Annotated in this window: 8 protein-coding genes; 2 read left to right on the top strand and 6 right to left on the bottom strand. The window is 28.8% G+C overall.

Translation table 4 applies throughout. The features are described 5' to 3' along the window. Positions 1-11 precede the first annotated feature (11 nt). A complete protein-coding gene (locus H9M94_RS00795; RefSeq protein ID WP_187469705.1) occupies positions 12-3,107 on the bottom strand; it encodes a hypothetical protein in 3,096 nt (1,031 codons plus the stop codon). 160 nt (positions 3,108-3,267) lie between these two features. Further along, complete coding sequence (locus tag H9M94_RS00790; protein ID WP_187469704.1) at positions 3,268-4,455, bottom strand: phosphopentomutase; 1,188 nt, start codon at positions 4,453-4,455, stop codon at positions 3,268-3,270. A 244-nt stretch (positions 4,456-4,699) separates the two neighbouring features. Here H9M94_RS00790 and H9M94_RS00785 point away from each other — a divergent pair, with 244 nt between their 5' ends. Both H9M94_RS00785 and uvrC read left to right on the top strand, forming a co-directional pair. Next, positions 4,700-5,296 (top strand): FMN-dependent NADH-azoreductase, encoded by a 597-nt coding sequence (locus H9M94_RS00785; RefSeq protein ID WP_187469703.1) that lies wholly within the window; start codon positions 4,700-4,702, stop codon positions 5,294-5,296. A gap of 42 nt (positions 5,297-5,338) precedes the next feature. Further along, positions 5,339-7,090: an excinuclease ABC subunit UvrC gene (gene uvrC, locus H9M94_RS00780; RefSeq protein ID WP_187469702.1), complete on the top strand. Its 1,752-nt coding sequence runs from the start codon at positions 5,339-5,341 to the stop codon at positions 7,088-7,090. 99 nt (positions 7,091-7,189) lie between these two features. Here uvrC and H9M94_RS00775 read toward each other — a convergent pair whose 3' ends face one another. The 4 genes from H9M94_RS00775 to H9M94_RS00760 form a co-directional block, all read right to left on the bottom strand. Next, entirely contained in the window at positions 7,190-14,008 is a 6,819-nt protein-coding gene (locus H9M94_RS00775; protein ID WP_187469701.1) for a hypothetical protein, read from the bottom strand. A gap of 218 nt (positions 14,009-14,226) precedes the next feature. Beyond that, entirely contained in the window at positions 14,227-14,898 is a 672-nt protein-coding gene (locus tag H9M94_RS00770) for a TrkA family potassium uptake protein (RefSeq protein WP_187469700.1), read from the bottom strand. A gap of 6 nt (positions 14,899-14,904) precedes the next feature. After that, positions 14,905-16,443, bottom strand: coding sequence for a potassium transporter TrkG (locus H9M94_RS00765; RefSeq protein ID WP_255483467.1), 1,539 nt, complete (start codon positions 16,441-16,443; stop codon positions 14,905-14,907). Between the two features lie 324 nt (positions 16,444-16,767). After that, positions 16,768-17,010 carry a YneF family protein gene (locus tag H9M94_RS00760; protein ID WP_187469698.1) on the bottom strand — a complete coding sequence of 81 codons (243 nt, stop codon included), beginning with the start codon at positions 17,008-17,010 and terminating at the stop codon, positions 16,768-16,770. Positions 17,011-17,017 lie beyond the last annotated feature (7 nt).

The following is a 17,017-nucleotide window of genomic DNA, read 5'->3' as shown; positions in this document are numbered from 1 at the left end:
ATAGTAAGAAACTATTTTTGTTTCTTTTTAGCTTTAGAAATAATAAGTATAAATCCAGAAATTGCTGCTATTATAGATCCGATATATAATCATACTCATCAGTGAGAAGTTCTAAGTGCTTCATCAACTCTTGTTTCTAATGCAGAAACAAATAATGTTGGAGCACCTTGATTCTTCTCAAGGTTAAGGATTTCGTTTAACTTGTCTGATTTTTCTCTATATTTATATTCTTTTCTAGTTGCTAATAAGTAACCATAGTAATCATTATCATTTAATGTTCTAGCAAATGTAACTGCTTGTGGGAGTTGTGTTTTGATACTTTCAACATCTTGATCAAGAAGTGATTGTTTATTTACTTGAATATCATTTACGATATCCATAATTTTATCTAACTTAACTCCAAGGACATCGATACCCTTATTTAAGTCTTCAATACCAAAATCAATTGGTTTATTTGGGTTAATTTTTGCTTTTAATGCATTTGCTTTAATTTCTTTAACATTAACAACGATTTCATCGTAGTTAAATTCATTAACGCTTGTATTTAAGTAATTATTAATTGCATCATTTAATTCAAATGCTTTATCAATTTCTTCAAAAATCATATTGATTGCATTTTTATCTTCTTCTTTGAAATCTTTAGCAAGTGTTTTGTATTCATCTTTAAGTGTTTTTTCACCTTTTGGATTTAAGATGAATGTATTTTTATCACTTGTTGTTGCAGAGATATATGTTTGAAGTTTTTTGTAGAAATCATTAAAAATTAAATCTTTATCATTCATGTCGATTGAATTTTGAACTTCATTGATATTTTGTTCATATTGGCTTGCTTTTGCAGCAGGCATTGCAATCACTTCTTCAAGCATAGCAATATATTTTTCTAATCTTGTAGATTTATTTGAAATTGCTTTGGCTTCATTAAGTTTTTGAATTGCTTCATCATGAAGATCAGACATGAATTTTTCACCTTTTTGAATAATTGGTGATAATGCTTCATATTTAGTTTGATCAGAAGCTGGATTAAATCCTTTATTTTTAATAATTGAATCTTCAAGTTCTTTAACTTTAGCCGCTAATTCATCTTTAATTGCTTTTGCATTTTCTGTATCTAATCTAGGAAGCAATGCATTTGCTTTATTTAAAGTTAAATATACATCTTCATTATTTAATTGTGCATCTAATACAAGAAGCATATCATCAAGTGATTTTGAAGTTCTTTGAGGATTTTGTAATTCATCTTTAGCAGCTTTAAGTGGTCCATTTTTAAATGCATTACTTGAAACTAATTCTGGTTTATTTGCTTCAATGTCTTTTACTTTTGCATCTAATTTTTCATATGAATTGGCATATTTAGTTAATCCTGCGATTTTTGGTGCAAATTGAGTGATTTCACTTAATTTAATAATATCTTTATTTTCTAGAAGTTTCTTAATTGCATCAAAAGTTTTTTGATCCTCTGTTGTAAAGACTACTTTTGTTTCTTTAATTGGAGCAAAACCTTCTTCAAAAGCATTCACTTCTGTATTAAGTAAAGTTAATGCTTGTGCAACTGCTTCATTTGTTGTGGCAAAATTTTCTGATAATGCAGTGTTTGATGGAATGAATTCATCAACAATAACTGAAACTTCACGGTCTGTTCCAATTGTTTTATTGAAATCAGTGTTGTCATATGCGTTTACGTAGTTAACTTTATATGCACTATTAATTGTTTCTTTGAAAGGTACAGAATTAGGATAATTTGCGTCATCATCTAAACGTGGTAATACTTGATCTGCTGCAAGAATATTCTTTTTGTATTTAGTTCTAAGCATCATTTCACATAATGTGTTAATTTGTGTACGAATAGAAACTAATGTATCTTGATCTGTTGGTGTAGATGAATCTTCTTGTGGGTTAACTGCTTTGTATAATTCATTTAAATATTCTTCTAATGAATCAACATCAGCATCAGCGTCTGTTAAATTAGTATTTATTTTACCTCATTCGACTACTTGATCTTCTTTTCCTTCTTCTTTAATAGTTAATGTTTGAGAATTTTTAAATGCTTCTGAAGTAGCTAAAGCTTTGTTGTAAGCATTTTTGTATTCTTCGGTAAGTTCTAGACCTTTTGTATAGTCCTCTGCAAGTCTAGTTAAATATAACAATTGAGTTAATGAAGTTAAAATATTTGTTTTGTCTACATTTAATTCAACATATTTGTCGCTTAAGAACATACTTGCGTTTAATGGATCGATATTTGAAGTTAACTGTGTATTTTTGAATGCTTCAACTGCTTCTCATGCTGCTAATAATGATGCTGGAGTTGTAATTGAAGATTCTGATGTTGTGTTGTTGTCTTGTAATTTTTTAAACTCTTCAGCATCAGATTCAAATAAAATTGTTTGCATTCTTTTAATTGATGCTCCTAATTTAATTTTGTTTACATTGTTTTTGAATTGTTCTGTGAATGCACGTGCATATCTAGCATCTACTAATGCTGATGATTCTTTTTCGCCTTGTGCATTGGTATCAACACGATATGGTACGCCTAATCCGGTTTGTAATATAATAGTCTTCTTAAATTCACTTAAATATTTATTTGAAGATGATTTTAAAAGTTTAACACTAGCAAAGTTAGGTCCATAAGTATCTAAATCATTAGAGATTTCGTCATAAACTGCCTGTAAAGGAACAATAGATTCCAAGATTGTACCAACACCAAAAGCTAATTCTAACTTTTCTTTATATTTAGCTTCAAGATCTGCTGCTAATTCGTCTTCTTTTCCTGTGTAGTCTTTTTCGCTTTTTAGTTGTTCTTCAAGAGTCTTTGTATAAACTTCTTTATTGTTGATCATTTCAACTTCTGCTAAATATTTATCAAAGAATGCTCTATCTGCTAATCCCGGATATTTATCTAGTTCTTTTTTAGTGTTTGCAATAATATTATTTATTGTATTTTGTCTTGTAGTAATTTCGTCAGTTGAAGTTGCTTCAGCTGATATCAAAGTTGTTGCAGCAATAATAGGTGCTCCAACGGCTGATAATGAAATTGCCTTTCTTATCGTTTTTTTATTCATCATATTAATAAAGTAACTTTTGAGTAAGTTACCCTCCTTTTTACTAATCATATTTTACCATTTTTTCACCTTATTTTGCCGTACCATACTCAAAAGCATGAAATCAGGCATTAAATTAAGGTTTTTTGTTAGAATAATGCTTTTTATAAGTCTCAAAGATATATAAAAAGCAGCATTACTGCCGCCTTTATTATTTAGCTAAAACTGTTTATTAAACAAGTTTTTCAAATACATCATCACCTGTTTCTGTAATGATTTCAACTCCGAAGTTTCTTGCAACAATGTTTCCTAATGTTCCAAGACCTGTGAAGTTAGGTAATACTTTAGGTGATTTAAATGATTTAGAGTAAATTGTAGCCGGTAAGAATTCTCTTGTGTGGTTGAATCCTGGATATAATGGATCGTTTCCGTGATCACTTGTCATGATTAATAAATCATCTTCACGCATTGCGTTGATTAATTTTCCTAATTTAACATCTAAGTCAGCGATGTTTTGTGCATAACCATGAACATTTCTTCTGTGTCCAAAGTGTGAATCGAATTGAACTAAGTTTGTAAAGATAAATTGGTTTTCTCCGTCTTGTTCTGCTAATTCAATTGTAATGTCCATTCCTTTTGCATCGCTACCACTTGGTAAGTGACGAGTAATTCCTTGACCTACGAAAATATCATTGATTTTTCCAACAGAAATAACTTCAACTCCAGCATTTTGTAATTCGTTTAAAATCATTTCTCTTGGTTTGTTTGCATAGTCATGACGGTTGAATGTTCTTGTGTAGTTTCCTTCTTCACCGATGTATGGACGAGCAATAATTCTACCTACGTTTCATTCTGGACGTGATGAACAAATTTCACGAGCAGCTTTTGCGTATTTGTAAAGGTTGTCAAGTCCTGTTCATTCTTCATGAGCACAGATTTGAAGAACTGAATCCATTGATGTATAAACAATGATTGCACCACGTTCTTTTTCTTCATGTGCTAATTCATTGATGATATCTGTTCCTGAAGCAGCTTTATTACCAACGATTGGTCTTCCATCAAAAGCTTTTGATAATTCGTCAATTAATTCTTGAGGGAATCCATTTTCTGTGAATGTAGGGAATGGAACAAGTGTTTTAATACCCATCATTTCTCAGTGACCTGCTAATGTATCTTTAGCATTTGAAACTTCTTGAACTTTAGCCATGTATGCTAAAGGTTGTTTAACATGGTAATTTCCATTTAACTCTGTTATATTACCAATCCCAAGTTTTTTTCATGTATCGATTTTGAATTCTTCAACCATAGAAGCTGATCTAATTGTGTTAGCTCCTGTGTCTCCAAATTTGTTTTGGTCTTTATCTGGTCCGATTCCAAGACCATCAGTAACGATCATGAAAACACGTCTAAATTTTGCCATAATTTCTCTCCTATTCTGGACATTATACTAAGTATAATATCGCTATAATTTTAAAACATTTATGAACTTTTTTATTAAAAAATAACTTTTTTAATTAAATTGAACTAGTCATAATTCACTGATTTCATGACTAAAATATCAATCATAAAAAGTTAAAAAAGTAGTATTTTTTTATTATTAAAATGATTTTTTAAAGAAAACTAAGAAAAAATAGTAGAATTATTTTGTAAAAATTAGGAGAAAAATGAAAAAAATACTTTTATTAGATGGTAATGTTATTCCAAATGAACAATCTCACTTATTCAATATTATGAATTACATTGAAACTCAATATCAAAATCATTCAGATTTTGAAGTTGAGAGACATAACTTAAACAATACAAAACATGCTGAAATTTTCTTAACAGCAAACAACATGTCAACATATTGAAATGATATTGATTCAGATATGTGAATCAACAAACTTAAAGAAATTGATACACTTGTTATTTCAATGCCAATGATCAACTTTGGACCAAGTGTAATTGTTAAAAACTTTATTGATTCAATTGCTGTGGCTAACAAAACATTTAGCTATAAATATTCTAAAAAAGGTGATGCAATTGGTTTATTAACTAATTTAAATGTCATCATTGTTGCAACACAAGGAGCACCAGAAGGTTGATATTTATGAGGTCAACACGTTGAATGACTTGAAGGTACATTCAAATTCCTTGGAGCACAAAGTGTTAAATCAATCAAACACTTTGGAACAAAAGTTAAACCATTATCTGATATTGCTATCGAAGATACTGCTACATCAATTAAAGATAAAATTGATGAAACATTAGATCTAAATTAGTCTGCTATGCAGGCTTTTTTCATAAAAAGGTAAAATTAAATTATGAAAGTACTAGATAAACTTAAAAATGTTCCAAAGAAACCAGGTGTTTACCTTTGAAAAGATCAAGATAATAATGTAATTTACATTGGTAAAGCAAAGAATTTATTTAATCGTATGCACCAATATTTTCAAGGTTCGATTAATTCATATAAAACTAATTCAATGGTTGAACAAATCAATGATTTTGAAATCTTTGAAACCGCATCAGAACGCGATGCATTTCAATTAGAAAAGAAGTTAATTAAGAAATATGCTCCTAGATACAATATCAAACTTAAAGACGGAAGAAATAACATATATTTACATGTCAAGATTGATAGAAATAATATGTTAATCATCGAACAAACCTATGCCTTAGGTTGAAATAATGATTCAAATTATTATTTTGGACCATTGACAACTAATTTAAAACCAAAGTTATTAATAAGTACTTTACAACGCTTTTTTACCTATAGGAACGGATTAAAAATCGAGAAATTTAGTCCAAAAGAAGCAAGAGATAAATTCAACGAAATAGTTGATATTCTAAATCTGAAAACAAATAAATTCGTTAATAAACTCATTGAAATTAGAGATGATTTAGCTAGTTTTGAAAAACAGCAATATGAACTTGCTAAGGAATACCGAGATGTAATAGAGGTATTTAAGAATATCAAAGAGACTCAGATAGTTGAGTTGTCTAATTTTAAAAACATTGATGCTTTTTCATTTAAGTTTTATGATGACGTACTTAGTATTCAAGTTTTGAGATATCACTTCGGTGCTTTATTACATTCATTTAATCAAATAATGCTATGAGATAGTACTCAAAGTAAACAGTGAACAATCGATAATTGTTTAAGTGGTTTTTATTTAGAGAATAATTTACCAAACAACATAATCATAAATAGTGAGTATGAAAATTACGATTGAGATGCTTCATTTTTTCATAAAATGTTTATTTTTCCTAAAAAAGGTAAAAATAAAACCATAATAGATTTAGCAGATGATAATAATGAAAACAACTTTAAACTCAATGGTACAAGATTAATCGCATCATTAAGACAAACTAAAGAAACACAATTAAGATTAAACTATACCTTAAATCAAGGTAATAAAATCAATCATATTTATATGTTTGATAACTCTCACACAGGTAATAACTATTTAACTGGTGTAGCTATTTGTTATAAGGATTTCAGTGAATACTTTAATCATTTTAGAAAATTTAATCACGAAGAATTTATCGATGAGATTAAACATTCAGATGATCATTATATGTTTTTAACTATCTCTCGTTTTCTTGAAGAAAACCCAAATATCACTAACAATCTAAACAGTAATGATATTTTTATTGTAGATGGTGCTAAAAGGCAAATAAACGCATGTTTAAAAGCACTAGAAAAACATAATATAAATAACGTTAAAGTATATGGTTTAGTTAAAAATCAACACCATAAAACACGTAATCTGCTCGATTCTAATGGTGTTGTTATTCCAATTACACAATTAGAATATGATTTCTTTAGCGGCATGCAGGAGCGTGTTGATGCTTATGCAAAAAACAATATGAGACTCAAATATGTAGCGGGCACTACTAAATCAGTTCTACAAAACATCCCTGGTATTGGTAAAGAAACTGAAAAGAAACTACTTAACCATTTTGAAAGTTTCAACAAAATATTTACTGCTGATATTACCGAAATCAATGAAGTTATTGGTGCCAAAAAAGCAAAAATTCTAAAAGAATTTTTAAACAATTTTGAAAAGTAATTTAAACCTTTACTTCTAATTTTAAGCAATATTAAAACACATCACGTTTAAATTGTGATGTGTTTTGTTTTGAACTTCTTTATTTTTAGTTAAAGACTATTAAATTGTTGTAGTTCTATATTTACTTAAATCTTTTGATTGTTCAAATATTTTTGTGTGAGCAGCTTTATAGTTTTCTGTTGTTGATCCTGGATCATTAAGAACACGTTCAGCTGGTTCAATTACTTCAGACATAAATTCAGAATTACTTGTTAAATCTGCATTTTCAGTTTTAACTTTAGTAATAAAATCTCTTAATTGTCCTTTTCTATAAAATTTTGTTAATTCATTTGTTTTGTTTTGTATTTGAGATATTCTGGCATTATCAATATTGCTTACTAATTCTTTTGCTTCTCTAAGTGAATTTTCTAAATCAAAATCTTTTTCTTGAACTCCAGTTTCAGCACCACCAATAACATCTTCTAATCGACTAGTAAAGTGATTATAAATTACATTTGTTTTAATTGCATTTATTACCGTAGTAACTTGTTCAAGTTTTGAATTTAAACCATCTTGAGGAGTTGCAGTTCCATTGTAAATGTTTTGTAAATCCATATTAATACCATCGATAAGAGGTGTTATGAATGGACCTTCTACTTGTTCTCTAATTTGAGGAATGTCAAGTCTAGAAAGTATACCGTTTAAATCATTGATTTTATTGTATGCATTTTCATATGTAGGAGCTAATTCAAGTTTATGTAATGCGGCTTCAATATCTTCATTTGTTGAAGTTGGATTATCAATAACTTCTTTAACAGGAGTTAATAAATATCTTTCAAATGCTTCATTAGTTAATAAAGTTGCATGATCTTTTTCGAATGCTTTAAGCTCATGGAATGGAGCGATTGCAGCCTTTAAATCATTATTAGCTTTGTAAATTTCTGAGAAAGTTGCATTATCTTTTCCGATCATTACTTCTTTTGCTTCATTTAATGCAGTCTGGATTTTTGGTGTTGAATCGTTTCCAAGTTCTTCTGCACTTGTAATTGTTTCTTGAAGTTTAGTAAGTTCAGGTATAAATAATTCATTTTTTGCATTTTCAATATCTTCTGTTGCAGATCTATCCGCTTCATCTTTTGCTTGAATATTTTCAGGTGTTGCATCATTAATTGCATTTGTTAATGCAGTGTTTAATGCTTGTGCTTTTGCTGTTAATTCTAAAGCTTTTGAATGAATTTTTTCTCTCGGAGAACTCGGTTTTTCGGAATCAAGTGGAAGATTTTCATAATCTAAATTAAGTAAAAGATCACTTAAAGCGCCTACCGTTGTTATTGTAGAAATATAATCTTTAGATTTTTCAAGTTTATTCGCTAGTGCTTTGTACTCTTCTGTTGTAACACCAAATCCATTTATACTATTCATAATTTCTTCAGTTACAAAAGTACCAAATGCACCATTATCACGATATGTAGGTTCAGTTAATGTTGCATTTATATCATCTTGCAATTTTTGACGGTAGTATGCATGTTCTAAATCATTAGTTTTAGCAACTATTTCATTTAAGTTATTATTTGTGCCATTATTTTGAACTATTTTTGCAGCTTCAAGTGCATCAGTTGTTTCTTGTAATGTTTGATTACTATTTAATTCTTCGGTTTTTGTAATTAATTCACCAAGTTTTTCTATTTTACTAATAATAAGTGTTTTTACTTTTTCTATATCTGTTCTAACAAATTCTTGATTTCTTGTAATATCATCAGTATTTACATTATTTGAATCTGTGTAAAGTGTGGTTAAAATATTGCTTAAATCTGTCATTGCAGTAGTAAGTGAATTTTTTAATTCTGTAACTTCTGGATCATTAGTTACGTTAAGTTTTGCAAGAGCAACTGAAGCATCTGAGAGTGTTTGATATTTATCTTTATATGATTTCAATGTTGTTAATTTTGTAAATGCTTCTTTATAATCTGATGGTGTTAAATCATCATCGTTTGCAATAGTTTCAATAGGTGTGAAAATATCTCTTACAAATGATGAATCGCTCATGAAAACATTTTCAGATGGCGCTCTAAATTCTTCGACAAGTGCTTTAAGTGAATCTTGGTAAGCAGCTTCTTGAAGAGTTGTCACTTCATTTACTAATGTAGAAAGATTTTCTGTATCAGCATTATCTACTACTGTTTGTGCATGAGCAAGTGCAGCTTCTAATTTAGTTGATTTATTTGTAATTCTGCCATTTGTGAATGCAATGAAGTCTTCTAATTCTTTTTTATATTTACCAAATATCTGATCACCTTGAGCAAACGCAATAATTTTTGAAATATTTGTTGTAGCAGCTTCGATTGCTTTTTGGTTTTCAGCATTACTTTCTTCGAATTCTTTATTCAATACTGTTTTTAATGTTTGAATATTTGTCTCTAAAAGAGGTTTTACTTGCGCAACATTAGGATCTCTATCAAAATCTAATCTTGCAACAGTTCTTGCACCATTAATTAATTGAGTAAATGAATCAGCATATCTTGCCATTCTTGTTATTTTACCAACTGAGTTTTGGAATTCTGAATCTTCAAGATCATCTCTATTAGCAAGTGTTTCTAATGGTTGTAAAACAATTGCCATGAATTCAGAGTTTCCTGCTAAATCAGGATTGTTTCGTTTGAATTCATCAATTTCTGTTTTTAATTGTTCTTTATATGGTATACCTCGTGGAACCATTGCTATAATAGCTTCTTGTTTTGCTTCTTGCAATTCTAAAAGAGCAACTTTAATTTCAGAAATTTTGTTATTTAAGTTTTTAGCAATAATGGCATTAGCATTTGTAAGTGCTTCATTTAATCTTGGTGTTCTGTTCGCTTCCGGAACATCATTTTTAGCAGATGTTGTTTCAGAACTTAAACTATCAACTTTATTGATAATTAATTGTTCTGCTTCTGCGATTTTGTTATTTGCATCAGAAACTATGTCAGCAAGTGTAGCGTCGGGTTGATCATTTGTTGATCTTAATGCGTTAATAAGTGCTGGAGTTAATTTTTTATTAATTTCTTTTAAAGCATTTGCGATATCTACAACCTCTTGAGAATCTGTATCTAACTTAGCGAGTGTATTGGAAATATCAACACTAGCTGCGAACCCGTTTTTATTTAATTTTAATTGATTTAATCTTGAATGCGATGCTTCATATTGTTTTTCAGATAAGTTATCATCTGAAGCAATTTTTTCAATTGGTAATAAGAAAAAGTTCATGAATGTTTCACTAGTTAAAAGTTCTGGGCTAGTTTGTTTAAATGCTTCTAGATCTTTTTTCAATTTATCTTGAGCTGAAATGTTTTTAATTTTTGTAATTGCTTCTTCTACATCTGATAAGTTGTTTTCTGAACTCTTAGCAATGATATTTGTTGCTTCTTCTAATGCAACATTAAGTCTATCTGATTTTGGATCTACTTCAGTTTTTGCAGTTTCAGCTGTAGTGTTTAATAATGCAACTTTATTAGTTACCATTTCATTTGCTTTTTGAATATTTGTAGTAAGTCCATTAACAAGGTTTTGGATTTCTTGTCTTGTGTCTTCTGTTGTTGTATCTGGACTTTGGTTTAATTTAGATTCTAAACTTTCAATTGCAGTATCCATTGTATCTTTAAGTTCAGTTACTTCCTGATCTTGAGTGTTTAATTTTTTAACCACAGCTTTAGCACTTAATAATATTGGGTAGCTATCTTTGAAGTTATTAAGTTTTTCAAGTTTTTTAATTTCCTCTTGTAATGCATCAGGTTGTGCTTCTGGATCATCTAATACATTTTCAATTGGTTGAAGTACTGTACTATTTAATACTGCATCACTAACAAAGTTTGGATTTTGTTCTTTAAATGTGTTTAGTGCATTTCTAAGTACATCACGGTATGATGCATTTTCAATATCTGTTGTAATATTTTCAATATCTAATAAGTTGTTTTCTGCACCTTTAGCAACAATTGCTTTAGCTTCATCGAGTTTAGCTTGGAATTCTGTTGATCTAGGATTGATATCAGTTTCGTATTTTTCAATAGCTGTATTTAATTTAGTTGTCTCAGCAACAATTAAATCATTACCTCTTGTAATACCTTGTTGAATTTCAGTAGCTAATTGTTGAATTTCTGCTGTATTAGCACCTGTTGGGTTTTCGTATTCAGCATTTAATTTCACTCCTAAATCACTTATTTTAGTAAATAAGCTTCTTCTTAAGTCATTAACATCTTTGTTGTCTTTACGGTTATTAAGTTTTTTAAGTAATGTATTAAATTTAGAAAACATAACATATTGATCTTTGTATTGGTCAATAGTTTTTAAGTGTTCAATTTCTGCTTTATATGCTTCTGGTTGAAGTCCGTCATTATTAGCAACTTCTTCAATTGGTTGAAGTAAATCACTATGTAAAACAGTGTCAGTCTCAAAAATTGGATTTGCAGCTTTAAATTTAGCTAACATTTGTTTTAAAATGTCTTGATATGATGCATTTTTAACATCATCCATTGTTTTTGCAAGTACTGATAATTTATTATCGTTTTGGTTTGCGATAATTAAATCAGCAGCATCAAGTGCAGTTTGTAATTTTTCTGATTTTGTCTCAACATCAGCTTTAGTTTTTGTTACTAGATCATTTAATTTAGTTACTTCGGCAGCAATTAATGTATTCGCATCTGTTATTGCTGTTTCTAAATTGCTATTAAATCCAGCGATTGCAGATTCATTATCTGTATCTGAATTATTACGTGATTCTTCTAAAGTGTTTTCTAAATTAGCAAGTTCTGTTTCAATACGTGTTTTTACATTTGTAACTTCACTAGCAGTTGTATCTAAGTTATTTAAAACTCTTCTTGCTTTTACAGAAGTTGCATAATTCTCTTTATTTTGATTTAATTTCTTAAGACTTTCAATTTCTGTTTTATATGCACTTGGGTCAAGTGTGTCATTATTTGCGATTGTTTCAATAGGTTTAATAATATCATTGTTTAATTTTTCATTTGAAACAAAAGTTGGGTTTTCAGTTTTGAATTTTGATAATTCTTGTTTTAATTCATCTTGGTATGAAGCATCTTTAATTTCTTTTGCTGCGTTTAAGATTTCGATTACTTTATTGTCTGAACCTTTAGCAACAATTGCTTTAGCTTCATCGAGTTTAGTTTGGAATTTTGAAGATCTTGGATCAATTTTTGCTTCTAAATTATTGATTTCATCGTTTAATTTAGCAATCTCTTGTTTAATAATTTCATTAAGAAGAGCATTTTTCTCTTTAAAAAAGGTGTCTAATTCTTGAATTCTTGCTAAATTTTCGCCATTGTGCTCATCAATTTCTTTTGAAAGTAATTCACCAAATTCTTGTCCTTTATCAATGGTTTCTATTGCAATTTCTGATGTATCAATTCCTGAATCATTAAATTTATCAAAGAATTCAACAAATGTTGCAGCAGTATTAAGATAATCTTCAAGAGATTCTATAGCTTTAAGACGTTCAATTTGTACTTTGTAATCTTCTTGTGGTTGTCCATCAGTATTTGCTATTTTTTCAATCGGTTTAATTAATCCATCATGTAAAGAACCACCATCATTAAATCTTGAGTTATTAGCTTTTAATGTTGCCAATTCATGTTTCAATTTGTCTTGATATGAGTTATCTTCAATATTTTTAATTGCATTTGCGATTGAATTTAAATCGTTATCATTTCCTTTTGCAACTAACTCTTTACCAGCGTTAAGTGCATTTTGGAAGTTTTCTGATCTTGAATTAATTTCTGATTCATATTTTTTAATTAATTCATCTAATTTAGCCACTTCATTATTAACCGATTCATTTGCTTTAGTAATGTTTGCTTTAATTGTTTCTTCAAGTGCAGCAATTTGAGTAACATTTTCATCAGTTGGATTGGTTAATTGAGCATCTAAAAGTGTTTTAAGTTGATTGTTTTGAGCTTCTAATTGATCTTTTAACTCTGTCACAGATGCATCAGTAGTATTTAATTTGTTTATAGCATCTTGTGCTTTCATTGAAGTGTTGAAATTATTTGCTAATTTGTTTAATTTTTTAAGGTTATCAAGTTGATCTTTATATGCACTTGGGTTAAGATCTTCATTATTAGCGATTGCTTCAATTGGTTTAATAACAGCATTGTTTAATTTTTCATTTGAAACAAAAGTTGGGTTTTCAGTTTTGAATTTTGATAATTCTTGTTTTAATTCATCTCTGTATGATGTATTTATTAAATCATTAAGAGATTTATTGATTTCTGATAATTTATTTTCATTACCATTTGCAACAACGACTTTTGATGCATTTAATTTTTCGGTTAATTTTGGTGATTTGTTTTCAATTTTTGCATCAATATCTTTAACTACTTGATCTAATGAATCGACTTCTTTTGTAATAATTGCTTCACCTTTTTGAATATTAGTTTCAAGTTGCGAAGTTAAATCATTGATAACTTGCTCGTTATCAAAGTCTTCTTTTAATGTTTTTGTAAGTTTAGCAACAATATTACTAATATCAGTTGTTAATGCTACAACATCATTATTGTCGGTAGTATCTAATTTATTGAGTAATTTTGTTGCTAAGTCACTCATTTTGTATGTTTTATCATAATTTACAGTTGCTTTAGTTAACTTATTAACTTGTTTGTAATAATCTTTTCCATCTAAGTTATCTTTTTGAGCAACTTTTTGGGCAGTATCTAAAACAGTATCTTTGAACAACTTGTTATCAAGTAATTCCGGATTATTTGCTTTAATATCTGCAATTTTGTTTTTTAGTTCTTTTTGTTTTTGTTTTTCATCGACATTATTTGTTGGTTTGTCTTTATTTTTTGCAAGCGGAATAGCAATTGCCATTGTTCCACCAAAACCTAATAATGCTCCCGAAACAGCTATAATAGCTAATTTGCGTTTACGTTTTTTGTTTGCATTTTCACTCATTGTGTTTTTCCTTTTCTTACATAAAAGTAATAATTTTGCAATTATGTTCTTGTATGTAATATGTGATATATATATATATATATATATATATATATATATATTATAAATATTACCACTATAATTCGCCAACAGTTAGTAATTGATGAAAAAAGTTCCATATTTAAAATTTTTATTAAAAAATGAGCACTTTTTTGTCTGTGCTCATTTTGAATAAATTTTTAACCCTCATTAAATCATTGAAGTGCGCTTGTTACATCGCCTACTTCACCAATAATTGTAACAATATCATCTAATTTAAGTACAACATCTCCTGTTGCTCTTTTTGATACGTTTTTAGACTTAATTAATACAATTGTAATTCCACGTTCAGCAATACCAATTTCACGAACTTTTTTATCGTTTAAAGCAGCATTTTTAATTGTCGTTGAACCAATGACAAAATTGTCCCCAATTTCTTGTAGGTCACTTGAATATCTAATGAAATTTTTATTAGCTGCAATTAAAGCGGCACGTGTTCCAGATTCATACTCAGGACGAATAATAACTGTAACACCAATTTGTTTTAAAACTCTAGCATGACGTTTTGATTTAGCACGTGCAATGATGTTTTTGACTTTAAGTTCTTGAAGTGCTGCAACAATTTCGATGTTATCTGCTACAGCTACAACAACCGTTTCAATTTGATCGATTCCAATTGATTTTAAAGTACGCATGTCAGCGGCATCACCAATAATAATACGATCAACATCATCAGTATATAATTTTGAACCTTCTTCATCTTTATCAATGATGATTACACTTTTGTTCAAGTGTAATAACTCATCAATAACAGCTTGCCCAAAACGGCCAACACCAATAACGGCTATATCATCTTTATATTTGATTTTCATATTTTCCTATCCGATAGCGAAATCACCATCTACGTATTCATATGTACGTTTATAATTATTTTTACGTTTTCAGACAAGTAATGTTGAACTAATTCCAAATTGTCCGATAAACATTACTAAAATTAATGCTATTTTTGATGCTATATTAAGATCTTTGGTAATACCACTTGATAATCCAGTTGTACCAAAGGCACTAGCTACTTCAAAAATTATATTATCTATTGTATATGCATTATTTGCATTGCCACTTTGTGAATATGTATGAATTTGTCCACCATAAGTATCAAATGATGAACTTAATATTAATGATGCAATTATCAGAATCATAACAGCAATAGCAAGAATTTGACTCGCCATATTTACTGTGTCTTTATTAATTGCGCGTTTAAACATTCTAACTCTTGGTAGTCCAAAAAGAATCCTAATCATCGACATAATGATCAATGCAGCAGTCGTAGTTCTAATGCCACCACCCGTTGATGCCGGAGCAGAACCGATAACCATCATTATAATGTAAATGAAAGTAGTACCAGAAGTTAAGTGTTTAAGGTTTATTGTGGCAAATCCAGCACTGCGCGTTGAAAAGGTTGTAAAAATAACTGCAAATGATTTATCTCAATTTGAACCATAAATGTAACCTTTATCAATATATGGTTTAATTGCAGTTGGAATATTTTGTAAGTTTTGTCCTTCTTTGAATCATTTTACATAAACATCGACATTTGTTTCTGATGCGTTAGTTGGAATGTAATATTGATTTCATAAACTAAACGGATCTTGTGAACTTGATTCAAAAATAATTGAAGGAATAAAACCTAAAACAAAGATCAATGTATAAGCAGTTAAAGAAACTTTTGTAAATAATGAAAAACGGAATTTTTCTTTATTACGTCTGTATTTATGTTTGATATATGAAGCAATATCATAAATTGCAGGATACCCAATACCACCAATAATAAGTAAGATAATAAAAATAATTTGTAACTCATAGTTTTGATAATATGGCATTAATGATGCATTAGAAATAATATCAAATCCAGCATTGTTAATTGCTGAGATGGTATGGAAGATACCAAATTTTAATGATAATAAGAAATTACCTTGTGGGTTAATATAATCTTTACCTGGTTTTAAGAATTCTTTCATTGCTTCAGTGTGCCTTGGTTCAGCATAAAAGAAATAAATTGTTAAGATAATACTAAAAATAAAGATATTAAAAAAAATGAATTTTACTGATGAAATAATTAATCTAGTAGTTTTAGTATTATCAGTTCCACCACGTTCAGTTTGTAAAAGTTTCATTTCATTAAATGAGGATGTTTTATGTCCGAAAAGATAATTAATAAAGAAAAACTTTAAAGCAAAGATACCAATACCCCCGGAAAGTATTAGGATAGCAATTACTGCTTGTCCTAAATCATTTCAATGTTTAAAAGTATCTTTGACAACTAGTCCAGTGTCAGAAAAGGCACTAGCTGTTGTAAAAACTGAATCAATATATGAGATTTGTGTCTCAGTTTGAACTTGTGAAATCGGTGATCACAAAATTAAACTTGAAAAAACTATAATCAAAAAGTAGACAAAAAATAAATACTTAAGTTTAGAAACATGATTTTTGAAATTTCAAAGTCTAATCATGAATTGTCCAAACTTTGATTTAATGAATTTTCGCCTAAGTCTTAGAAAGAAACTTTTCAAATGACCTCCATCTATTAAATTAATTATATTAAATATTAATATAATTTAATCATTTTTGCTAAAGTTGCAAATTTTTTGCAATTTTGTGAATTGATATTTTTATCACTATGTTCTAGAGTTAAAAATAAAAAAGATCATTTTTGACAATGATCTCATTATTATTTTTAGAAATTATTTGTTTTTTGCTTGATTCATTGATCTCATAATTTGTCTAATTTGTGTTTCACTTGCTGAACGTCCCATTTGTTTGAACATGATACGAATCATTTTCTCTGTAATAGGCGGGTTTTCTTTAATTTGTTTTTCAAACATACGTTTTGTAATAAAGAATGTTACCAACCCCGCGATAAGTGCAATCCCAATAATTAAACTGACGATCATTATAGCAAATGATGCTGTTGACATTTCTACCATAATTGAC

The organism is Mycoplasma sp. Pen4 (assembly GCF_014352955.1).
In the GTDB taxonomy this organism is placed as follows: domain Bacteria; phylum Bacillota_I; class Bacilli_A; order Mycoplasmatales; family Metamycoplasmataceae; genus Mycoplasmopsis.
Note: the sequence above shows the minus strand (reverse complement) of the source record. Positions and strands in the feature narration are given on the sequence as shown.